Genomic DNA, 21,250 nt, shown 5'->3' on the forward strand with positions numbered 1-21,250 from the left:
CGGTTTATTTTTCCGGGTACAGGCCGCGCACGCTCATGATATTTTCCGGCGTCAAACAGAAAAACGGGACACCCGGACGGGGCGAGGAAACACGGGATGGTCGGATGAGCGGCCTCAGAACGGGCCTGCGAATCATGACGGGCGCGGCGGGAATGGTGGCGGTTTCCGTGGCGACCAGCCAGGTGTTCGGCGACGGGAGGCTGAGCTGGGGCTGGGCGTACGTCTCGGTGGCCGTGGCGGCGCTGAGCCTGTGGTCGGGCGAGGTGCTGGCCGGGGGGACCACGGCGGTGGGGGCGCCGCGGGGGCCACGGGGACGGCGCGGGACGTACATGCGGCAGTTGCGGGACAGCGTCCGCGCGATCGAGACGATCGGTGTCGGCACCAATCCGCCGTACGCCCTGCAACTACGGCAGGTCTACGTGGACGTGAGCCTCACCCTGAAAGCGCCGCACGACGACGGGCGGACGCCGCGGAGCGGCCCGCCCGGCGAGCGGAGGCCGCTGGAGTCGTTCCTGCGCGGCGGCGCGAGCCCGGTGCTCGTCGTCAAGGGCGACCCCGGGTCGGGGAAGACCACGCTGGTCCGCCACACCGCGCAGCGCCTGTGTGAACGCGGGTGGTCCGGCGCGCCGCGACGGCTGTTGCCGGTGCTGCTGTACCTGCGCGAGCACGCCTGCGCGATCGTCGGAGAACAGCCCCCCACGCTCGGCGCCGCGGCGGTCTCCGCGGGCTGGCTGCAGGGCAAGGTGCCCGCGTCGTGGGTGGAGCGCCGCCTCGACCGCGGCGGGTGCGTCGTCATGCTGGACGGCCTGGACGAGGTGCCGGACGGCGTGGTGGCCTGGGTGCGGCGCCAGATCGAGCGGTATCCCCGCAACCGGTTCATCATCACGTCCCGCTCCCACGGCTTCCAGCCCGACGGGCTGCCGGGAGCGGAGGTCCTCCAGGTGCGCAGGTTCACCGGAGAGCAGATCTCCCGGTTCCTGGACGGCTGGTACTACGCGATCGAGTGCAGGGACGCCGAGGCGACGGGCAAGCAGGTCCGCGCCGCGGCACGCGCCAAGGCCGAGGACCTGATCGCCCGCCTGCGCGCGACGCCGGCGCTGTACGACCTGGCCGCCAACCCGCTGCTGCTCACCATGATCGCCAATGTGCACCTGTACCGGAACCAGTTGCCGGGCAGCCGCGCCGAACTGTACGCCGAGATGTGCGAGGTGCTTCTGCATCGCCGCCAGGAGGCCAAGCGCCTCGCCGACGCCACCGGCCTGCGTGGCCCGCAGAAGGAGAACGTCGTGCGGCGTCTGGCGCTCGCCATGACCCGCGACCACGTCAACGACATCTCCGTGGCCGGCGCCGAGGACATGGTCGAGGAGGCGCTGCGGCAGATCTCCCCGGGTGTGGACTCGCGCGTCTTCCTGGAGGAGGTCGTCAGGAGCGGTCTGCTGGTCGAGCGGGGACCGGAGCTGTACGCGTTCGCCCACCCCACGCTGCAGGAGTACCTGACCGCGGAGCAGATCCGCCGCAACCCCGAGCTGCTCGGGCTGCTCACAGAGAACGTGGACGACCCGTGGTGGAGGGAGACGACGCGCCTGTGGGCGGCCGGCGCCGACGACGCCACCCTCGTCATCGCGGCGTGCATCGCCTCGGGAACGGTCCGCGCGCTGGCCCTCGCGCTGGACTGCGCGGAGGAGGCCGTGGCCGTGGACCCCCGCACGCGGGCCGAGCTGGAGACCCTGCCGGCCGAGAAGGAGCCGCACGGCGAGGACGACGCGCGCCGCCGGCTGATCACCGGCGTGAAGGCGGCACGCGGCCTGCGCGACGTCATCGTGCTCGGCGAGGGCACCGCCGTCTGCGCGCACCCGGTGAAACGCGAGCTGTGGGCGCTGTTCACGAAGGACAGGCGGGCGGCCGGGCGGCACATTCCGCGGGACGACCCCGCGCCAGGTCAGGAGAGCGATCCCGCCACCGGCATGTGGGGCGCGGACGCGGCCCGCTTCGTCTCCTGGCTCAACACGCATTTCGACGACGGCACCGTCTACCGGCTGCCCACCGACGCCGAGCTGGCCGACCCCGCCGCCGGCCTGGTCGGCGGCGTCGCGGGCCACACCGTGTGGGCACACGGCGAGGCCCGGCCCCGGCTGTACCGGCCGGACGGCGCGCCGTGGCCCTACGAGGTCGGCGCGCGGACGCTGCGCCGCCGCCCGGCGGCCGACCGCGCGAGCACGACCCCCTACCTGCGGATCGTGGTGCGGCAGCGGGCGTTCGACGGAGGTGTCGGCTCCGCCGGTCTTCTCGACCTCGGCAGGGACGGCCGCCTTTCCCCCGGCCAGGTCGAACGGCTGCCCCGCATGATCTCCTGGGCCGACGCCATGCAGGTGCGCGAGCTGGCACGGGACCTCGCGCGCGAACTCGGCGTGCGCGTCGGCGGCCCCGCGAAGGAACGTGACCGTGACTCCGCGCTCGACCACGCGAGCCTGTCCGGTTTCCGGTCCTCCGTCCTGGACGCGTTCCAGCTTCTCGTCGCGTGCCGCGCGACGACCAGGAACCGTAGATCACGCACGGGTGAGGAGGTGGCGGACTTCGACGACTACCTCACCGGCCTGGTAAGCGGCCCGCTGAAGTCACGCGAGACCGCTCGCAAGCCGCCGGACGTCCAGATGCGGCGCGCCTGTGACCTGCTGCGCGATCTGCCCGGCGACGGTGAGGCGATGGCCACGGCACTGCGGCTGGCCGAGGGCGTGCGGGCGTCGATCGTCCCGATCCTGGACCGCTCGGCTCCCTGTGACCCGATGACGCTGACCTGCGCGCGCGTCGAACTGCTCGCCGTCCTCGCGGTGCTGTCGATGCCCGCCACGTCCGCCACGCCGTCCCCGGTGAGCAGGTTCGCCGGCGCGTCCGCCGGGCGGGCCGTCGTGTCGCTGGCCGAGGCGTTCCGCGGGCTGGTCGCGATCCAGGAGCGGGCCGAGGGGCACATCGTGGGGAACGAAATACTGCTGCTGGTTCGGCAGTGACGACGCGGCCCGCCGTGCGCGGCCGATGTTCACGGCGAGATCTCTACGCTCTCTCGAGCACGGCGTCGACGGCCGTGGCGCCGCCCGGCGAGACGATGACGGGGTTGAGCTCCAGCAGATCCAGGTTCTCGGTGAGCGCGAGCACGGCCGCGCGGGCGGCCAGCTCGCCGAACGCGTCGAGGTCGGCGGCAGCGCGGCCCCGCCCGCCCGTCAGCAGCGCGGCCCCCCGCAGCCGCCGTACGGCCGCCGCCACCCGTCCCGGCGTCACCGGAAGCGGCACCAGCACGACGTCGTCCAGCACCTCCACCCAGACACCTCCCAGGGCCACGGCCAGCACCGGCACCACCCCGTCCCTGCGCACCGCCACCATCAGCTCCACCCCCGGCGCCACCATCCGCTCGACGAGCAGCACCGCCTCCCGCGCGTCGGGCAGGCCGAGCAGCCGCGTGGCCGCCGTGCGCACCCCCTCCGGGTCGCCGAGCCCGAGCACGACCCCCCCGATGTCGCTCTTGTGCCGGATCCCGCGACCGCTGAGCTTGAGCGCGACGTCCCCCCCAAGCCTTCCCGCCGCCACAACGGCCTCCTCGGCCGTCCGCGCCACGACCCCGTCGGGCACGGAGACCCCGTACTCCCGCAACAGCGGCTTCGCCTCGTGCTCGGCCATCGGTGTCCCGCCGTGCGACGGCGCCGACGGGTGACCTCCGGCCGGCGGGGAGGACGCGGCGCCGGCGATGGCGCGCAGGCGGTCGCCGCCGGCGGAGTGGGCCAGTAGTGCTCCGGCGCAGAGGATTCCCTCGGTGAGGCCGGATACGGGGACGATTCCGTGGTCGACCAGGAGTTCGGCGATGGCCTCGGGCATGAGGTCGGGCAGGGTGGAGGCGACGAGGAGGGGGCCGGGGACGGTGGCGGAGAGGATGCCGTTCAGGGCGGCGTCCCATTCGGCCGCGGCGTCCTCGGGCATGCGGGCGGGGCGGTCGTAGTAGACGAGGACGGGGCCGACGGACTCGTCCGAGGCGGCGACGGTGATGAGGTCGGCCACGCGGCGGGTGTCGCCGAAGATGACGGCGGTGTAGTCCAGGGGGTTGCCGGGGGTCGCGGTGGCCGGGAGCACGGGGATGAGGGCCGCTTCGGTGGTGTCGCTCAACGTGGCCAGGGGGATGCCGTGCCGGGCCGCCTCGTCGGCGGCGACGGCCGCGTCACCGCCGGAGCAGGTGACGATCAGGACGCCCCGCGCTCGTGCGGGGGGTTCATGGCGCGGGGCATTCTCCACCGGGGAGGCCGGGGCGTGCTCCACGCGGTGGAGCGTGTCGTGTTCTTGACCGGGTGGCGCCGGCCGGGGGGTGCTCGGGCGTGGGTGGCCGGCGTGGGCGAGTGTTTTGGCTAGTTCGAGGAGTTCGTGGGGGTTGTGGGCCCAGGCGCCGCCGGCTTCCTCTATGAGAGCTCTGAGGATGCGGGTGTCCCCGGCGAGGGCGCCGGTGTGGGCGGCGGCGGCCGAGGCGCCGAGCGGGCTGGTGCCCGCCTTGAGGACGGCGACGCGGACGCCGTGGTCGGCGCAGGCGGCCAGGGCGGTGGCGAGCCGGGCGCCGTCTCCCTCGTCCTCCAGGTACAGGGCCACGGAGCGGACGCCGTCCGTCTCGGCCAGGGCGGACAGGTACGCGGCCGCGTCCACCACCGCCTGGTTGCCGCAGGAGACGACGGTGTGCGGGCGGAGCGCCCGGGTGCTGAGCAGCGCGTTGACGGCGACGTTGCCGCTCTGGGAGATCAGCGCGACCGGCCCTGCCCGGCGGGGCGCGTACGCGTCCCCCCACAGCGGCGCCCTGGCGGCCACCGCCACGATCCCGTTCCCGTTGGGCCCGCACACCGGCATGTCGTACCGCGCCGCCGCCGCGACCAGTTCCTCCTGCAGCCGCACCCCCGCGGGGACCGCGCCCGTCCCCGGCACGGCGGCGGTCTCGGCGAACCCCGCCGCGAACACCACCGCGCCACCGCAGCCGTGTTCCCCCGCCTCGGCGACCAGCGCCGGGACGGTCGCCGCCGGAGTGGCGATGACGACCGCGTCGGGTGCGACCGGCAGATCCCGGATCCGGGGAACGCACGGGACCCCGTGCACCTCCGCGGCGCTGGGGTGCACGCCGAACACCGGCCCGGAGAACCCGGCCGCCACCAGGTTGGCCACCGCGAGGTTCCCGTACGACCCGGGCCGCGTGGAGGCCCCGACCACCGCCACCGAGCGCGGCGCCAGCAGACGCGTGAGCTTCACACCAGCCAACCCTGACTGAGTACCCAGTCAGCGTCAAGCCTGGCGGCCCCGCCCCGGCCGCGCGCGTCCCCCGCGGGCCGCCCGCGTTCCAGCGCGGTGCGTCAGGCCGGCTTCTCCGCGGGGACGGCGGCACCGGTGTCCGGCTCGTCGGTTTTCGGCCGGTCGGTTTCCGGTATGTCGGGCGCCGGATCTTGGGGTGGGTCGCTGAGTTGTTCGCGGAGGTAGTTCCACATCACGGCGATCAGGGCGGCGATCGGTACGGCGAGCAGGCTGCCCACGATGCCCGCCAGGCTGCCGCCCAGCGTCACCGCCAGCAGGATCACCGCCGCGTGCAGGCCGAGACCGCGGCTCTGCACCATGGGCTGGAACACGTTTCCCTCGAGCTGCTGCACGGCGACGATGATGGCGAGCACGACCAGCGCGTCCGGCCACCCGTTGGACACCAGCGCGATGAGGACCGCGACGAAGCCGGCGAACAGCGCCCCGATGATGGGGATGAACGCCGAGACGAAGGTCAGGACGGCCAGAGGGAGAACCAGCGGCACGCCCACGATCCACAGGCCGAGACCGATGAAGACGGCGTCCAGCAGGCCCACGAAGGCCTGGGAGCGTACGAACGAGCCGAGGGTGTCCCAGCTGCGCGCGGCCACGGCCGGCACGTCCGTGGCGAGGCGGCCGGGCAGCTGGCGGGTCAGCCAGGGCAGGAACCGCGGGCCGTCCTTGAGGAAGAAGAACATCAGGAAGAGCGCCAGGACGGAGGTGACCAGGCCGTTGACGACGGTGCCCACGCCGGTGAGGGTGGCGGTGACGATGCTGCCGACGCTGGACTGGATGCGTTTGACCGTGGCGTCGAGCGCGGTGCTGACCTGATCCGCGCCGATGTTCAGCGGCGGCCCGGCGGCCCAGTCGCGCAACTGCTGGATGCCGTTGCCCACGCCGGTGGACAGCTCACCGGCCTGGGACGCCACCGGGACCGCGATCAGCACCACGGTGCCCGCGGCGACCAGGAGGAACAGGATGGTCACGGCCGAGGCGGCCAGAGCCGGAGGCCAGCCATGCCGGCGCAGGAACCGCGTCAGAGGCCAGGTCAGCGTGGTGAGGAGCAGGGCGATCACGAGCGGCCAGATGACGGACCACATCCGGCCCAGGATCCACAGGCTCACCGCGGTCATCAGCACGACGAGCAGCATCTCCAGAGAGATACGCGCCGACGTGCGCAGCGCGGAGCGCGTCTTCGTGGCATTGGGCGTGGCAGTCACAAGGACACCCTAGACATAGTCCGGCGGATCGGACTCAGACCGGCGTGGATGAGTGTCGTCGCGCGGATCCCCGGAACTCGGCGCCTACCGGGTGTCGAGAACGTGGCGGCGGCTCCGTCCCAGGCACATCAGCGACAACGGGAGGAGTAACCGTGCGACCGCACGAGATCACCGAGGTACTGAACCGGCCGATCAGTAAGGAGCTGCTGGCGCGCGACGTGACCCGCCTGGCCTACGTCGCCAAGGACGGCACGCCTCGCAACGTCCCGATCATCTTCACCTGGAACGGCTCGGAGATCGTCATGAGCACGTCGAAGAACGCTCCGAAGCTTCAGGGCCTGAGCGTGAACCCGATGGTCGCCCTGACGATCGACACCGAGGTGCACCCGCCCAAGATCCTGCTCATCCGGGGCCGGGCCGAACTGGACTTCGTCGACGGCATCCCGGACGAGTACCTCCAGGCGACCAGCACCTACGAGATGACGCCCGAGCAACGGGTCGAGTGGGAGGCTGAGGTCCGTTCGCTCTACCACGAAGGCATGGTCCGGATCGTCGTGACCCCGAGCTGGGCGAAGCTGATCGACTTCGAGACGACCCTGCCGAGCGCGGTGGAGGAGCTGGTCCGGCAGCGGGAGGAGCGCCGGCGCGGCTGAGCGGCGCGAGGCCGATGTCGATGTCGAGAACCCGGGCGCGGCTCCGTCCCCGGGGCGAACACGGCCACAATGGGGTCGTACCACACCAAGGAGAAACACCATGGCCAAGTACCTGCTGCTCAAGCACTATCGGGGCGCGCCGGCAGCGGTCAACGACGTGCCGATGGAGCAGTGGACGCCGGAGGAGGTCTCGGCCCATGTGCAGTACATGCGTGACTTCGCCGCTCGGCTGGAGGGCACCGGCGAGTTCGTCGACGCTCAGGCGTTCTCCCCGGAGGGCACGTTCGTCCGTTACGACGGGGAGGGGCGGCCGCCGGTCACCGACGGGCCGTTCGCGGAGACCAAGGATCTGATCGCCGGCTGGATGGTGATCGACGTCGAGACCTATGAGCGGGCGCTCGAGCTGGCCGGCGAACTGTCCGCGGCTCCGGGTGCGGGTGGGAAGCCGATCCACGAGTGGCTCGAGGTGCGGCCCTTCCTGGCCGAGCCGCCCACGGTGACCGAGTGAACGAGCCGCTGCTGCGGGAGCTGGTGCCCGCGGTGATCGGTGTCCTCGTCCGTCGCGGAGCCGGCTTCGCGGCGGCCGAGGACGCCGCGCAGGACGCCCTGGTCGAGGCCGTGCGCGTGTGGCCGGACGACCCGCCGCGGGACCCCAAGGGCTGGCTGGTCACCGTGGCCTGGCGCAAGTTCCTCGACGCCGCCCGCGCCGACACCTCCCGGCGGCACCGCGAGGTGCGCGTCGAGACCGAGCCCGTGCCCGGCCCGGCGGAGGCGGTGGACGACACGCTCCGGCTGTACTTCCTGTGCGCGCACCCGTCCCTGACACCGGCCTCGGCCGTCGCGCTCACGCTGCGCGCGGTCGGCGGCCTGACCACGCGCCAGATCGCGCGGGCCTACCTCGTGCCGGAGGCGACCATGGCCCAGCGGATCAGCAGGGCCAAGCGGACCGTCTCGGGCGTCCGGTTCGACCAGCCCGGGGACGTCGCCACCGTGCTGCGCGTGCTCTACCTGGTCTTCAACGAGGGCTACTCCGGCGATGTCGACCTCGCCGCCGAGGCGATCCGGCTCACGCGCCAGCTGGCGGCCAGGATCGACCACGAGGAGATCGCGGGACTGCTCGCGCTCATGCTGCTGCACCACGCCCGGCGCCCCGCACGGACCGGCCCGGGCGGCAGGCTCGTACCCCTGACCGAGCAGGACCGCGGCCTGTGGGACACCCGCCTGATCGCCGAGGGCGTCGACGTGCTCCAGGCGGCCCTCGCCCGCGACCGCCTGGGCGAGTTCCAGGCCCAGGCCGCCGTCGCCGCGCTGCACGCCGACGCCCTCACGGCCGAGGAGACCGACTGGGTGCAGATCGTCGAGTGGTACGACGAACTGGTGCGCCTCACCGGCAGCCCGGTGGCCCGCCTCAACCGGGCCGTCGCGGTCGGCGAGGCCGACGGCCCCCGGGCCGGCCTGGCCGCTCTGGCGGAGCTCGACCCCGCCCTGCCCCGCCACACCGCCGCCGCGGCGTACCTGCACGAGCGTGACGGTGACCCGGTGACCGCGGCACGCCTCTACGCCGAGGCCGCCCGGTCGGCGCCCAGCCTCGCCGAACGCGACCACCTCACGCGACAGGCCGCGCGGCTCAACGCGCGACTGCGCGGGTGAACGAGCGGCGGGCGGCCACTCTCGGTCACTTAAAGCGATTGTATTGCTACGTTCAGTGAACCTAGGCTCGGCTCCGCGGGCCGTCCGGTGCACACGGAAGGTCATCGGGGCCGGCGGCCGGGCGGTCATGCCCGTCCGCCCGCCGGTGGGCCCGCGTTCCCCCCGGTATCGACGAGACGAGGATTCATCATGGGACGTGGGGTGCGTACGACCGTAATCGCCGTGGCGCTGGGGCTGGGGGTCGCCCTGGGCGGGCCGGGGGTGGCCCGGGCCGACGAGGCGACGCTCACCGCCGTCGAGGTGCTCTATCACACCAACGACGACGACAAGGATCACAACACCGAGCTGTTCACCTCGATACGGGACAACCGCGGGATCGAGGTGGCGACGCTGGAGGAGCACTTCGGCGACGACACCTGGGACGACGACGAGGACGACGGGCCGTACGGGCTGACGGTGACGGGACGCGGGACCTGGTCGTCGATGAAGGGCGGCAGGCTCGTCATCCGCATCCACCCGCAGGGCGGGCGCGGGCACGACACGTGGAAGTTCAACGTGTCGGTCACGCTCTTCTTCTCCGACGGGGAACGCCGTCACGCCGGAGGGCGCAACGAGTACCTCGACCAGAACCGGCAGCAGATCGAGATCGAGATCGTCTGACGGGAAAAAACACCGATGGGGAAGGGCCTGCCGCCGGCGTCGGGGCCGTTACGCGGAGCGGTTACGGAGTAGCATCTAGCCGTGCAGAGTGCCGAGCGTTCGCCCGGGATGCGGGGCAGCAGGGCCGACCAGGCGGACCAGCGCCGGGCCGAGTTGCTGGACGCCGCGCGGCGTGTCGTGCTCGAGCGCGGCATCTCCAGCACCCGCGTCGCGGACATCGCCAAGGCGACCAACGTCAGCGGCGGCCTGATCCACTACCACTTCGCCACCAAGGACGAGCTGATCACCGCGATGCTCCGCTCGACCATCGACGGCGAGGTGGTCCGCCTCGGTGAGATCGTCCGCGGCACCGGCCCGGCCGTCGAGCGGCTGGACCGGGTGCTGCGCTACTACATCCCGCGCACCCGCGCCGACCAGAGCTGGATCCTCTGGATCGACGCCTTCGCCGCCGGCCTGCGTGAGGCGGTGCTCCAGGAGATCATGCTGGAGCTCGAGTCCGCCTGGATCGGCGCCGTCCACCAGGTCATCGAGGCCGGCGTCGAGTCGGGCGAGTTCACCTGCGACGACCCCCTCGGCGCCGCCGAGCGCCTCGACGGCATGCTCGACGGCCTGATCATCCGCTACACGCTCCACCCCAGCGTCCTGTCCCGCAAACGCGTCCTCGAACACGCCCGCATCGCCGCGGCCCGCGAGGTCGGCCTGCCCCGCTCCGCCTTCCCCGCCTAGAAGACCGATGAAGATCTTGTGTTCTGGCCTCGCCGCGTGATCAGCGGGGCCAGACTCGTGTCCCGTGGTGATGGGGCAGTGGGCCGGGGAGACGATCGGGCCGGATGTGTGGCAGACCTGCCGGGAGCTGATCCCGTCCGGGAGCGTGTTCGCGTTCTTGGCCGAGCATCGTGACCGGTTGTTCCCCGCGTCGATGTTCGCCGACATGTATCCCTCGGCCAACGGTCGCCCGAGTATGCCGCCGCAGATCCTGGCGGCCGCGATCATCCTGCAGAGCCTGCATGGCTTATCGGACTTCGACACCGTCCAGGAACTGCGCTGTGACCTGCGGTGGAAGGCCGCATGCGGGCTCGGGCTGCACGACACCGCCTTCGATCCGTCGCTGCTGGCTTACTTCCGCCGTCGGCTGGCCCGCACGACGCGCCCGGAGCGGGTCTTTGAGGTGGTGCGGGAGGTGGTCAAGGCCACCGGGGTGCTTGCCGGACGCCACCGCCGGGCGTTGGACTCGGCCGTGCTGGATGACGCGGTCGCCACCCAGGACACCATCACCCAGCTGATCGCCGCCATCCGCGCGGTGATCCGCCACGTCCCCGGAGCCGCCGACATCGCCGCCGCGCGCTGCACCGCCACCGACTACACCACCACCGCCAAACCGCCGATCGCCTGGAACGACGAACACGCCCGCGCCGACCTCCTCGATGCCCTGGTCAAAGACGCGCTGCATCTGCTGGAGCACCTGCCCGCCCAGCGCCTGGACGACAAGGCCGCCCATGCGGCCGGGCTGCTGGCCCTGGTCGCCGGGCAGGACGTCGAACCCGACGGCGACGGCCGCGAGGGACGCTGGCGTATCGCCCGCGGCACCGCTGTCGACCGTGTGGTCTCCACCGTCGACCCTCAGTCCCGCCATGTCCACAAGACCCGCAGCCACCACCAGGAGGGATACAAAGCCCACCTGGCGGTCGAACCCCACACCGGCCTGTTCACCGCCGTGGTGTTGGCCCCCGGCGCAGGGGCCGCCCACCACGAGTCCAGCCTCGCCCTGCCCCTTCTGGCCCGCGAGGACGACCCGGTAGAGGTCTTCGCCGACAGCGCCTACTCCGCCGCAGTGACCCGTCAGGCCCTGCAGCAGGCCGGTCACCGGCTGTTCGTCAAACCGGCACCGCTCAAGACCGCCGTCCCCGGCGGGTTCAGCCTCGACGACTTCCTCATCGACACCGCCGCCGGCACGGTGACCTGCCCTGCCGGGCACCAGGTCCCGCTGGCGGCACCGGCGGGCCGCTACCAGCAGCGCAAGGCGTTGTTCACCGGCCAGTGCACCGGCTGCCCGCTCCGCCCCCGATGCACCACGGCCAAGTCCGGGCGGATCCTCACCATCCGGCCACACCATGACGATCTGGCCGCCGCCCGCCGACAAGCCGCAACCGATCCCGACTGGCAGGCCGCCTACCGCCGCTGGCGACCACCCGTCGAACGCGCCGTCGCCTGGCTCGTCCACCGAGGCAACCGCCGCCTCCGGTACATCGGAACCATCAAGAACAACGCCTGGCTCCACACCCGCGCCGCCGCCCTCAACCTGCGCACCCTCATCAGCTTTGGACTCCACCACGATGGCGTCGCCTGGCGAATCACGACCATGCCCTGAAAGACAGCACCACCTGACAATCCAAGATCTTCATCGGTCTTCTAGTCCGGGGGCCGGCCGCGCATGCCGGCGAAGACGATGGCGAGGGTGCGTTCCTGAAGGCCCGCGTCCCAGCCGGAGCGCAGCGCGCCCTGGCAGGTGGCGGTGAGCAGGGCGAGCACCTCGTCGAGGCGGATCTCCGGCCGCACGGCGCCGCACTCCTGGGCGCGCAGCAGCAGGGTCTCGACGGCGGAGCGCAGCGTGAGCACCGGCCCGGTGACCTCCAGCTCGACGCCGGTGTCCGCGGCCAGCAGGTCGGCGACCGTCTTCTTGGCCGCGGCCTGCCGCACCATGCCGCCGAAGAAGACGAACAGCGACGTCGCGGGGTCGCCGTCCGCGGCCAAGGCGCCGATCTCCCCGGTGAGCCGTTCCAGCAGGTCTTTGACGATCGCCTGGAGCAGGTCCTTCTTGGTGGGGAAGTGCCGGAAGACCGTGCCGATCGCCACGCCGGCCCGCGCGGCGACCTCCTCGGTGGACGCCCGCGCGCCCTTCTCGGCGAAGACGGCCTCGGCCGCGGCGAGGATGCGCGCCCGGTTGCGCCGCGCGTCGGCCCGCAGGGGCAGGGGTGCTGGTTCAGGCATGGGTCCCGTCCGTTGACAACATGAGTCATCACTCATTATTTTGCATCATGAGTAGCCACTCATCTTAGTCCGGCCGAAGGGACTCGCCATGCCCACGCCCCGTGAACTGTTCGAGAGCTTCCAGGTGTTCGGCGCCGACGAGGACCTCCTGGCCGAGGACCTCGTCGTCGAGACCCCGTTCGCCCCGCCCGGCCGGCCGCGCCGCTGGGAGGGCCGGGACGCGTGGCTCGCCTTCGCCCGCCCGGCACGGGCGACCTTCCCGTTCGAGCTGCGGCGCCGCGGCGTGGTGGTGCACGAGACCCCCGACCCCGAGGTGATCGTGGTCGAGTACGAGCTCGGCGGCGCGCTCCCGGGCACGGACCACGAGGCCTGGGCCCCGTTCATCGGTGTGCTGCGTGCCCGGGACGGGAAGGTCGTGCACTGGCGCGAGTACCAGAACGCCATCGCGATCGCCGCCGCGACCGGAGGGCTGCCGGACCTGCTGGCGTCGCTCGGGGCGGGGAACGCTATTGACACCGGTCGCCGCACTGAGTTGACTGGGTGACCAGTCAGCGTAACAGTGATCTGGTGGTGCCATGACTTCCCTGGTACGGCTAACGCGGCAACAGGCCGAGCTGCGCGAACGGGCCCGGAACTTCGTCGACAACGAACTGCTCCCGCACGAGGAGGCCGCCGAGCGCGCCGGCGGCCGCCTGCCCGCCGACGTGGTGGACGGCATCATGAAGGCCGCCGTGCGGGCCCGCCTCAACGGCGGCAGGCACGCCCCCGGGCACGGCGGCCAGGGCTGGTCGGCCGTCGACTACGTCGTGGCGCACGAGCAGCTCGGCCGCAACACCAACGGCCTGTGGTGGTGGGTGCCGGACGCCTACAACGTGCTGTCGGCGGGCACGCCCGAGCAGATCGACCGCTACCTGCGCCCCGCGCTGCGCGGCGAGGGCTGGCTGTCGTACGCCGTCACCGAGGAGCACGCCGGGTCCGACCCCTCCGGCATCGCCACCACCGCGCGCCCCGACGGCGACGGCTGGGTGCTGGACGGCGAGAAGTGGTTCGTGACCAGCGGCGACGTCGCCGCAGCGCACATCGTGGTGGCGATCGCGCAGGGCCACGGCCCCACGCTGTTCATCGTGGACGCCGGCACCGAGGGCCTGTCCTTCGCCGACGACCCGCCGTTCACCCACACCTTCCCGCACGGCCACCCGACCCTGCGCCTGGACGGCGTGCGCATCGGCCCCGGGGCCGTGCTCGGCGGCCTCGGCGCCGCGGACGACATCCAGCGCGCGTGGTTCGTGGAGGAACGCCTCGGCATCGCCGCCCACTGCGTCGGCGCGATGAGCCGCCTGCTGGAGGAGGCGGTCGCCTGGGCCACCACCCGTGTCCAGGGCGGCGTGCCCATCATCGAGCACCAGGGCGTCGCCTTCCCCCTCGCCGACTCGGCCGCCGACGCCGCCGCGGCCCGCCTGCTGGTCTACGAGGTCGCCGAGCTCACCGACTCCGGCGCCGACCCCAAGATCGTGCACGCCAAGGCGTCCCTCGCCAAGCTCTTCGCCAGCGAGGCCGCCGGCCGCTGCGCCGACCGCGCCGTCCAGACCTTCGGCGGCCGCGGCTACATGCGCACCACCCCGGCCGAGCGGTTCCTGCGCGAGCTGCGCGTCGACCGCATCTGGGAGGGCACCAGCGAGATCCAGCGCCTCATCATCGCCCGCTCCATGACCCGCCGCGGCGTCCCGTCCGTCATCGCCTGACCGGGCCTCTCGGCGAGTGTGATTAGTCACATCGTTGAATAGGTGACGAGACAGGTAATCAACTCGGCGATATCGTTGGCGCCATGTCGTTGCGCCACGCCGTGATGGCCGCGCTCCTGGAGGGCGAGGCGTCCGGGTACGACCTGGCCAAGGGGTTCGACGCCTCGGTGGCCAACTTCTGGATGGCGACGCCCCAGCAGCTGTACCGGGAGCTGGAGCGGATGGAGGCCGAGGGCCTGGTCCGCGCACACGTCGTCCAGCAGGAGCGCCGTCCCAACAAACGGCTGTTCTCCCTGTCCGATGCCGGGCGCCGGGTGCTGCGCGAGTTCACCGCCACGCCGCCGCGTCCGGGGGCAGTCCGCGACGAGCTGTGGGTCATGGTCCAGGCCGTGGACGCCGGCGACGCCGATGGCGTACGGGCCGCCATCGAGGAGCGCATGGCCTGGGCCGAGGCCAAGATCGCCCGGTTCGACCGGCTGCGCGCCCGGATGCTGGACGGCCGCACCGAGGACGAGTTCCTGGCGCACGCCGAGCGCGTCGGCCCCTACCTGACGCTGACCCGCGGCCTGTCCCTGGAACGGGAGAACCGCCGCTGGGGCGAGTGGGCCCTCGCCGTGCTGGCGCGGCGCTCGGCCGCCACCGGAAGCAAGTGATCGAAGGGGGAGCGGGCCCGATGGGATACCTGAGATACGTCGCGGTCGGGGACAGCCAGACCGAGGGGCTGAACGACGGCGACGAGACGGCCGGCTACCGGGGCTGGGCCGATCGGCTCGCCGAGATGCTGGCCGTGGGGGAGCCGGAGTTCCGCTACGCCAACCTCGCGATCCGCGGCCGGGTGGCCGCGCGGGTCAGGGCCGAGCAGACCGAGGCCGCCCTGGCCATGGAACCGGACCTGGTGACGGTCATGGCGGGCATGAACGACCTGATCAGGCCGGGTTTCGACGCCCGCGCCGTCGCCGCCGAGCTGGAGGCGATGCTGGCCGCCTTCACCGCCTCCGGCGCCCGGGTGGTCACCTTCACCTATCCCGACGTCGGACAGATCGCCCCCCTGGTCCGGCGCCTGCGCCCGAGGGTCCTGGCCCTCAACGACCACGTCCGGGACGCGGCCCACCGCCACGGCGCGCTGCTCGTGGACACCTTCCCCCACCAGGTGACCACCGACCCCCGCCTGTGGAGCCCCGACCGCCTGCACGCGGCCCCCCTCGGCCACGCCCGCATCGCCGCCGCCGTCGCCCACACCCTGGGCCTGCCCGGCAGCGACCCCACCTGGTCCGACCCGCTCCCGTTCCTCCCGCCCACGCCGTCCTGGCGCCGCGCCCGCGCCGAACTGACCTGGGCCGCGTCGTTCCTCGGCCCGTGGGCGGTCCGCCGCGTGCGGGGCCGCTCCTCGGGCGACGGCCGCGCCCCCAAACGCCCGGCGCTGAGCCCGGTCCTCGCGGACCTGCCGTAGACCGCTAGCGGCCCGCGCCGCGCCGCCCCTGGGGGAGGGACCAGCCCGCCAGCAGGAGGAACAACGCGAAGGCGGGCAGGAACGAGTAGTTCCAGATCTGGTCCCTGGCCACGACGAGGACGGCGGCGGTGACCACGTCGGCGATCAGGAACCCCAGGTAGACCGGCGCCGGAACTCCCCGGAGGCGGGATCGCCCGTCCGGGCCAGCCGCAGGCAGATCAGCGCCGCGCAGAGGACGAAGAAGAAAGCGCTCACGGGCATGGCGTCCACGGTCTCCGCCGGGACCCGGCCCGTGTACTCGGCCAGGATCGACTCCCAGCCGACGACGTGCCACCACCCGATGAACAGCACGGGGACGTGGACCAGGGCCACGATCCACGGAACGGCCCCGCCGACCGGCGAGCGGTACGAGGGCGCGGGCGGGACGTATACGCCCGGCGCGGGGGACTGGGCGTACGAAGGGTGGACGGGGCTCTGCGGGGGAGCACAGTACTGCGGGACGGGATCCTGGACGACGGTCCGCGGTGACCGATCGCGTCCCCGCCGGGAGCTCAGCCACCCGTCCACGGCGATCAGGGTGGCCACGAGGGTGAGAAGGGGGGTCACCAGGGTCCATGATGGTCTGGACCGCATCCATCGGCCAAGCATCACACCGGCGCAGCCCCCCGGCAAGGATCGGCCCGGCGGACCGGCGCCGGAGAATCAGCGCCCAGGACGAATACCGCTATCACCGGTAAGTAATCGTTTTTGTCTGCTATGGGCCCCCTTATTGCCGGTTGTCCCCGTCTAACACCTCGGCCAGGCGTGTCGTCAACTCCGGCACTCCATCAGAGGTGAGTGATTTCACGCCTTTCGCGGAAACCTCGATCTCCCGGTCTCCCCGCGTCAGCCGCACCGTGACCTCTTCCGGCCGGGTCCCCAGCCAGTTGACGACCATCCCCGCCAACGCCGCCACCGCGTCCCCGGACCCCAGTGCCACCTGCAGGGAGTCCGCCACCGGCCCCAGCCGGTCGCCGTCCGGCTCCACCGCGACGATCCGCGCCCGGCCCCGGATCAACGGCTCCTTGATCACCCAGGTGTGCAGGCCCCGCAACTCCCCCGCGTTCTCCGACCATATGGTGACCACGAACGTCATATGCCCTCTTCGATAAAGTCCGCCCATTCTCCATCAGTGTGACGCAGGAGTCCCCGAAATCGATGACTCCCGCACCGGCGGTGGATCGCCCGGCGAACAGGGTCAGGCCGCGCGGGTGGTGGCCACGACGGTGAGCAGCGAACCCGCCGTGTAGAGCGCCGCCACGATCGCGAACACCGCGCGCGGCGCGAGGGTCTCCGCGACGGGCCCGCTGATCGCGAGCCCGACGGCGCCCGCCGCCAGCACGACCGTCACGAAGGCGGACATGCCCTGGGCACGCAGGTGCGGCGGCATGCGCTCGATCTGCATCGCCGCCCCGGGACCGTTCATCAGGCCGAGGAACACCCCCGCGAGCAGCAGCACCACGCCCAGCGTCACCAGGCGCGTGTCGACGGCCAGCACCCACAGCGCGACCGGCTCCAGGACGCACCCCGCCACGATCAGCCGGGCCCCGGTGAACCTGCGCAGCAGCGCCAGCACGACGACGTTGCCCGCGACGGCGCCCCCGCCGAACGTCATCAGCAGCGCTCCCGCGGTGCGCGCGTCCCCGCCGTACCGCAGGAACGCCATCACCGGGATCGCGGCGAGGACGATCTGCACGGCCATCTCGCACGCGCACTGCCCGGCCGTCCACGGCCGCAGCACGCGGTCCCGCACCGTCAGCACCACCCCGGCGAACACCCTCGCCGGCCCCGGCGCGGCCGGGTTCCCGTCCCGCACGGACAGCGTGACCAGCAGCGACGCCGCGACGAAGCTGACCGCGTCCAGCACCAGCACCTGTGCCGCCCCCACCTCCGCGATGAGCACCGCCGCCACCGCCGGGCCGAGCAGCGCCGCGCTGCGCGCCGCGCCGACGAGCAGCGTGTTGGCCCGCGTCAGCGCCCGCTGGTCGTTCCCCACCAGGGACGGCAGCAGCACCCGCTGCGCCGCGTGGTACGGCGCGAAGAACGAGCCCACGAGGAAGACGACGACGAGCAGCGCGGGGAACGAGAGCATCCCCGCCCCGTGCAGGACCGGCACCAGTCCGATCAGCATCCCCTGCGCCAGGTCCGACACCTGCATGACCCGCCGGGGCGGGAACCGCGCGGCGAACGTCCCCGCCGGGATGCCGCAGAGCGCCATGGAGGCCATCTGGGTGGCCAGCACCGCGCTCATCTGACTCGCCGACGTCGTCGTCTCCAGGACGAACCAGGGCAGGGCCAGCCGCGTGGCGTGGTTACCCGTGACCGAGACGACCTCGGCCACGAGCAGGGCCGTGAGGGAAGCCCGCGCCACCAGTCAGCGGCGCATCACATCGAGGCCATGTCCCGCAGGGCGGCGGTGGAGCCCCGGCGGCGCAGGACGAGCCAGGCGAGCAGCAGGGCGAGTGCGGAGGCGGCCAGCAGGAGGGTGGCGAGGGCGTTGAGCGCGGGGCTGGGGGCGGCGCGGACGGCGCTGTACAGCTTGATGGGGACGGTCACCGAGGAGGCGTCGGGGGACAGGAAGGCACTGATGACGAAGTCGTCCATGGACGACGCGAAGACGATCATGGCGCCGGCGAAGACGGCGGGGGCCAGCAGCGGCAGGACGATGAGGCGCAGGGCGGTGGCGCGGCTCGCGCCGAGGTCGCGCGCGGCGGTCTCGTACTCGTCGCCGATGGAGGCCAGGCGGGAGCGGACGATCACCACCACGTAGGAGATGGAGAAGGTGACGTGGCCCAGCACCTGCGCGGGGCGGCCCAGGGGCACGAACAGGTACAGGTTGGTGAAGACCAGGTAGAGGGCGCTGCCCATGACGATCTCGGGGGTCGCCAGGGGCAGGAGCATCAGGCCGTTGGCCGCCTTGCTGGTGCGCCCGCGCCACCGGGACAGGCCGATGGCGAGGGCCACCCCGAGCGGGGTGGCGACCAGGGTGGTGAGGGCGGCCAGCACCAGGCTGTTGAACAGCGCGGTGTGCAGGCCGGGGTCGGCGGCCACCGAGGACGGGTCTCCGGCGTACCAGCGCAGGGAGAAGCCCTGCCACGTGCTGCGCGAGCGTCCCGCGTTGAAGGAGAACTGCACGGCCACCAGGACCGGCACGATCGACCAGACGACGTACAGCCAGGTGAGGGTGGCGAGCACGATCGGCCTGCGGCGGGCGGCGGGGCGTCTGCGGGTCATGTGAGGTCGCGTTCTGCTCGGCGGGTCGCGATCAGGTAGTAGGCCATGAGGGCCATGAGCAGGGCGGAGAGGATGAGGACCAGACTGGCGCCCAGTTCCTTCCTCGAACCGCCGAGGAGGTAGAACTCGATCTGGTTGCCGATCATGGTGGTGGTGGGGGAGCCGGAGACCAGGTTGGTGGTGTAGTAGTCGCCGAACATCGGCAGGGCGGTGATGGCGGCGGCGGTCATCAGGCCGTGGCGGGACAGGGGGAGGGTGACGTGCCAGAAGGCCCTCGGGCCGGTGCATCCGAGGTCCCTGGCGGCCTCCAGGAGGCGTTCGTCCACGCGGTCCAGGGTGGAGAACAGCGGGACGATGAAGAACGGGATGTAGCCGTAGACCAGGGCGAAGATCACCGTGTAGGGGTTTCCCGACAGCCAGCGGACGGGCTCGCTGACGAGGTGGCCCGCCATCAGGAGGTCGTTGACGTAGCCGTCGTCCTGGAGGAGGTTGAGCCAGGCGAGCATCCGGGTGATGTAGTTGACCCACCAGGGGGCCAGGACGAGGGCCAGCAGGAGGCCCTTGCGGCGCCCCGCGTGCCTGGCCAGGTAGTAGGCCACCGGGTAGCCGACCAGCACGCAGGCTCCGAGGGCCAGCGCCACGTACAGCAGGGTGCGCAGGAACACCGGCTGGAGGTCGCCGGTGAGGCTGCGTTCCAGGACGGCGTTGAACGTGGTGAAGTCCCAGTATCTCGGGTCCCACTCGGGGACCGGCGCGTTGAAGATCGGGTCGGTGTACCCGAACGCCACCGCCGCGACCGCGTAGAACGGCACCGCGAACAGCGCGAGGATCCACAGCGTCCCCGGTGCCGCGAGGGCCGCCCACAGTCCCGTGCGCGCCACCGATCCCCGGCTTCCGGCCGTCCTCCCGGTGGCCGCCGTACGCGTGTCCGTAGCCCTCACCCGCTTCGCCGTCTCCACATACGGATCCCTATCGTCCTACGACCGCTCGGCGTTGTGCCGCCCCGGTGTCCGTTACCCGCGCTCGAAGACCGCTACGACCGGTGCGAACGAACTGTCCCGTTGCGGACACGGGGGCCGGTGGTCACCGGCCGGCCTTGAAGGCCGCCCAGGCGTCGTTCCACAGCGCCTCGCCGGGAGGGCTGATCTGGAGGATCTGCAGGCTGCGGGCGTAGACGTCGGGGGTGACGATGGTGGGTTTCAGCTGTTCGGTGACGAAGCCGTCGGAGACCATCTTGTCGGGGGTGATGGCGGTCAGGGCGGGCTGGTAACCGGTGTAGGAGAAGTTGCTCTCGGCCACCTTGGTGTCCAGCAGGTGGTTGAGGAACATGTGGGCGAGCACCGGCTTGGGGGCGTTGCGCGGCACGGCGACGGTGTCGGTGCCGACGATGCCGGTGGAGCCCTCCGGGTACCAGTAACCGAGGACGTCGGCGTCGACGCCCTTGGGGAGGTAGGACTGCGCGTTGACCATGTCGCCGGACCAGCAGTGGTGGACGGTGGCCTGGCCCTCGGCGACCAGCTGGTAGGCGAGGATGCCCAGCTTGATGTTGGTCCGCGGGACGAGCTCGGCCAGCCAGGCGCCGGCCTGCTTGATCTTGGCGGGGTCCTCGGTGTTGATGTCGGTGACCCCGTTGCGGAGCATCGCCAGCGCCAGGCCCTCACGGGCGTCGTCGATGAGGTACGCCTTGCCCTTGTACGCGGTGTCCCACAGCAGGTCGTAGCCGTTGGCGGGGACCGTGGACACCCGGTCGGCGCGGTAGCCGACGCCGGAGGTGTAGGCGTTGTAGGGCACGGTGTACCGCGCGCCCTGGTCGTAGAACGGGTCGCGCAGCTGCGGCCAGACGTTGGCCAGATTGGGCAGGTAGGAGGCGTTGAGCGGCTGAAGCAGCTTGCCCACCGCGACCTTGCCGACCACGTCCGGCGTGGGGAAGCACACGTCGAAGCCCTCCCCGGCGGTGCGCAGCTTGGCCACCATCTCGTCCATCGTGGTGAACGTGGTCACCTCGACCTCGACGCCGTGCTCCTTGCCGAACGCCTTGCACACGTCGGGGGAGATGTACTCGGCGTAGTTGAGGAGCTTCAGCTTCCCGCCCCGCTCGGGTGGCAGCCCGGCGGCCATCATGGGCACGTCGGCGTGAAGGGGCAGCTGCGCGGGCGCGCTCGGCCGGCTGAGCGGCACGGTGGACGCGCCGGCGGCCGGACGTCCCGGCCGGTCGCCGCAGGCCGCGGTCAGCCCGATCAGCCCGGCGGCCAGCAGGAATCGGCGCCGGTCCAGAGGTTCGCGGGGGTGGGGGGGCATGCGCGGCTCATT

21 protein-coding genes are annotated in these 21,250 nt (G+C 72.2%); 11 read left to right on the forward strand and 10 right to left on the reverse strand.

Annotated elements, in window-relative coordinates; genetic code table 11:
- The first annotated feature begins 104 nt into the window (after positions 1–104).
- Entirely contained in the window at positions 105–3,005 is a 2,901-nt protein-coding gene (locus ACFP1K_RS25115) for an NACHT domain-containing protein (protein WP_380757542.1), read from the forward strand.
- Between the two features lie 43 nt (positions 3,006–3,048).
- On the opposite strand, the gene ACFP1K_RS25120 is transcribed toward ACFP1K_RS25115, so the two are convergent.
- Positions 3,049–5,265 carry an acetate--CoA ligase family protein gene (locus ACFP1K_RS25120; protein ID WP_380757544.1) on the reverse strand — a complete coding sequence of 739 codons (2,217 nt, stop codon included), beginning with the start codon at positions 5,263–5,265 and terminating at the stop codon, positions 3,049–3,051.
- A 101-nt stretch (positions 5,266–5,366) separates the two neighbouring features.
- On the reverse strand, positions 5,367–6,524 hold the full coding sequence (locus tag ACFP1K_RS25125; RefSeq protein WP_380757546.1) for an AI-2E family transporter: 1,158 nt from the start codon (positions 6,522–6,524) through the stop codon (positions 5,367–5,369).
- Positions 6,525–6,676: 152 nt separating this feature from the next.
- Between ACFP1K_RS25125 and ACFP1K_RS25130 the strand changes: the two genes are divergently transcribed.
- The 6 genes from ACFP1K_RS25130 to ACFP1K_RS25155 all read left to right on the forward strand — a co-directional run bounded on the left by ACFP1K_RS25130 (position 6,677) and on the right by ACFP1K_RS25155 (position 11,855).
- Positions 6,677–7,177, forward strand: coding sequence for a pyridoxamine 5'-phosphate oxidase family protein (locus tag ACFP1K_RS25130; RefSeq protein ID WP_380757548.1), 501 nt, complete (start codon positions 6,677–6,679; stop codon positions 7,175–7,177).
- Positions 7,178–7,277: 100 nt separating this feature from the next.
- Positions 7,278–7,685, forward strand: a complete 408-nt coding sequence (locus tag ACFP1K_RS25135; protein ID WP_380757550.1) for a YciI family protein — start codon at positions 7,278–7,280, stop codon at positions 7,683–7,685.
- Positions 7,682–8,827, forward strand: a complete 1,146-nt coding sequence (locus ACFP1K_RS25140) for an RNA polymerase sigma factor (RefSeq protein WP_380757552.1) — start codon at positions 7,682–7,684, stop codon at positions 8,825–8,827. The genes ACFP1K_RS25135 and ACFP1K_RS25140 overlap by 4 nt, the downstream gene beginning before the upstream one ends.
- A gap of 201 nt (positions 8,828–9,028) precedes the next feature.
- A complete protein-coding gene (locus tag ACFP1K_RS25145; RefSeq protein ID WP_380757554.1) occupies positions 9,029–9,487 on the forward strand; it encodes a hypothetical protein in 459 nt (152 codons plus the stop codon).
- Between the two features lie 81 nt (positions 9,488–9,568).
- Positions 9,569–10,213: a TetR/AcrR family transcriptional regulator gene (locus ACFP1K_RS25150; protein ID WP_380757556.1), complete on the forward strand. Its 645-nt coding sequence runs from the start codon at positions 9,569–9,571 to the stop codon at positions 10,211–10,213.
- Positions 10,214–10,283: 70 nt separating this feature from the next.
- Positions 10,284–11,855 carry an IS1182 family transposase gene (locus ACFP1K_RS25155; RefSeq protein WP_380757623.1) on the forward strand — a complete coding sequence of 524 codons (1,572 nt, stop codon included), beginning with the start codon at positions 10,284–10,286 and terminating at the stop codon, positions 11,853–11,855.
- Positions 11,856–11,896: 41 nt separating this feature from the next.
- Here the strand turns inward: ACFP1K_RS25155 and ACFP1K_RS25160 are convergent, their stop codons facing one another.
- Positions 11,897–12,475, reverse strand: coding sequence for a TetR/AcrR family transcriptional regulator (locus tag ACFP1K_RS25160; RefSeq protein ID WP_380757559.1), 579 nt, complete (start codon positions 12,473–12,475; stop codon positions 11,897–11,899).
- Positions 12,476–12,563: 88 nt separating this feature from the next.
- On the opposite strand from ACFP1K_RS25160, the gene ACFP1K_RS25165 reads away from it, so the two are divergent.
- From ACFP1K_RS25165 to ACFP1K_RS25180, 4 genes are all read left to right on the forward strand, one after another.
- Positions 12,564–13,019 carry a nuclear transport factor 2 family protein gene (locus ACFP1K_RS25165; RefSeq protein WP_380757562.1) on the forward strand — a complete coding sequence of 152 codons (456 nt, stop codon included), beginning with the start codon at positions 12,564–12,566 and terminating at the stop codon, positions 13,017–13,019.
- A gap of 31 nt (positions 13,020–13,050) precedes the next feature.
- Positions 13,051–14,217, forward strand: a complete 1,167-nt coding sequence (locus ACFP1K_RS25170) for an acyl-CoA dehydrogenase family protein (protein WP_380757564.1) — start codon at positions 13,051–13,053, stop codon at positions 14,215–14,217.
- A gap of 83 nt (positions 14,218–14,300) precedes the next feature.
- A complete protein-coding gene (locus ACFP1K_RS25175) occupies positions 14,301–14,870 on the forward strand; it encodes a PadR family transcriptional regulator (RefSeq protein ID WP_380757566.1) in 570 nt (189 codons plus the stop codon).
- A 20-nt stretch (positions 14,871–14,890) separates the two neighbouring features.
- A complete protein-coding gene (locus tag ACFP1K_RS25180; protein WP_380757568.1) occupies positions 14,891–15,667 on the forward strand; it encodes an SGNH/GDSL hydrolase family protein in 777 nt (258 codons plus the stop codon).
- A gap of 4 nt (positions 15,668–15,671) precedes the next feature.
- Here the strand turns inward: ACFP1K_RS25180 and ACFP1K_RS25185 are convergent, their stop codons facing one another.
- From ACFP1K_RS25185 to ACFP1K_RS25215, 7 genes are all read right to left on the reverse strand, one after another.
- On the reverse strand, positions 15,672–15,803 hold the full coding sequence (locus tag ACFP1K_RS25185; RefSeq protein WP_380757570.1) for a hypothetical protein: 132 nt from the start codon (positions 15,801–15,803) through the stop codon (positions 15,672–15,674).
- 8 nt (positions 15,804–15,811) lie between these two features.
- Complete coding sequence (locus ACFP1K_RS25190) at positions 15,812–16,273, reverse strand: hypothetical protein (protein WP_380757572.1); 462 nt, start codon at positions 16,271–16,273, stop codon at positions 15,812–15,814.
- Between the two features lie 160 nt (positions 16,274–16,433).
- On the reverse strand, positions 16,434–16,802 hold the full coding sequence (locus ACFP1K_RS25195) for an effector-associated constant component EACC1 (protein WP_380757574.1): 369 nt from the start codon (positions 16,800–16,802) through the stop codon (positions 16,434–16,436).
- A 102-nt stretch (positions 16,803–16,904) separates the two neighbouring features.
- Positions 16,905–18,077 carry an MFS transporter gene (locus ACFP1K_RS25200; RefSeq protein WP_380757576.1) on the reverse strand — a complete coding sequence of 391 codons (1,173 nt, stop codon included), beginning with the start codon at positions 18,075–18,077 and terminating at the stop codon, positions 16,905–16,907.
- A gap of 14 nt (positions 18,078–18,091) precedes the next feature.
- Complete coding sequence (locus ACFP1K_RS25205) at positions 18,092–18,940, reverse strand: ABC transporter permease (RefSeq protein ID WP_380757578.1); 849 nt, start codon at positions 18,938–18,940, stop codon at positions 18,092–18,094.
- Positions 18,937–19,821: an ABC transporter permease gene (locus ACFP1K_RS25210; protein ID WP_380757580.1), complete on the reverse strand. Its 885-nt coding sequence runs from the start codon at positions 19,819–19,821 to the stop codon at positions 18,937–18,939. Before ACFP1K_RS25210 ends, ACFP1K_RS25205 begins: the two co-directional genes overlap by 4 nt.
- Positions 19,822–20,023: 202 nt before the next feature.
- Entirely contained in the window at positions 20,024–21,238 is a 1,215-nt protein-coding gene (locus tag ACFP1K_RS25215) for a polyamine ABC transporter substrate-binding protein (RefSeq protein ID WP_380757583.1), read from the reverse strand.
- Positions 21,239–21,250 lie beyond the last annotated feature (12 nt).

It is taken from the genome of Sphaerisporangium aureirubrum (assembly GCF_042658925.1).
GTDB lineage: Bacteria > Actinomycetota > Actinomycetes > Streptosporangiales > Streptosporangiaceae > Sphaerisporangium > Sphaerisporangium aureirubrum.

Coding starts and splice junctions, on each gene's coding strand:
- ACFP1K_RS25195 (WP_380757574.1), bottom strand. CDS start 16,802: ATGACGTTCGTGGTCACCATATGGTCGGAGAACGCGGGGGAGTTGCGG.
- ACFP1K_RS25205 (WP_380757578.1), bottom strand. CDS start 18,940: ATGACCCGCAGACGCCCCGCCGCCCGCCGCAGGCCGATCGTGCTCGCC.
- ACFP1K_RS25175 (WP_380757566.1), top strand. CDS start 14,301: ATGTCGTTGCGCCACGCCGTGATGGCCGCGCTCCTGGAGGGCGAGGCG.
- ACFP1K_RS25155 (WP_380757623.1), top strand. CDS start 10,284: ATGGGGCAGTGGGCCGGGGAGACGATCGGGCCGGATGTGTGGCAGACC.
- ACFP1K_RS25165 (WP_380757562.1), top strand. CDS start 12,564: ATGCCCACGCCCCGTGAACTGTTCGAGAGCTTCCAGGTGTTCGGCGCC.
- ACFP1K_RS25215 (WP_380757583.1), bottom strand. CDS start 21,238: ATGCCCCCCCACCCCCGCGAACCTCTGGACCGGCGCCGATTCCTGCTG.
- ACFP1K_RS25180 (WP_380757568.1), top strand. CDS start 14,891: ATGGGATACCTGAGATACGTCGCGGTCGGGGACAGCCAGACCGAGGGG.
- ACFP1K_RS25115 (WP_380757542.1), top strand. CDS start 105: ATGAGCGGCCTCAGAACGGGCCTGCGAATCATGACGGGCGCGGCGGGA.
- ACFP1K_RS25170 (WP_380757564.1), top strand. CDS start 13,051: ATGACTTCCCTGGTACGGCTAACGCGGCAACAGGCCGAGCTGCGCGAA.
- ACFP1K_RS25135 (WP_380757550.1), top strand. CDS start 7,278: ATGGCCAAGTACCTGCTGCTCAAGCACTATCGGGGCGCGCCGGCAGCG.
- ACFP1K_RS25160 (WP_380757559.1), bottom strand. CDS start 12,475: ATGCCTGAACCAGCACCCCTGCCCCTGCGGGCCGACGCGCGGCGCAAC.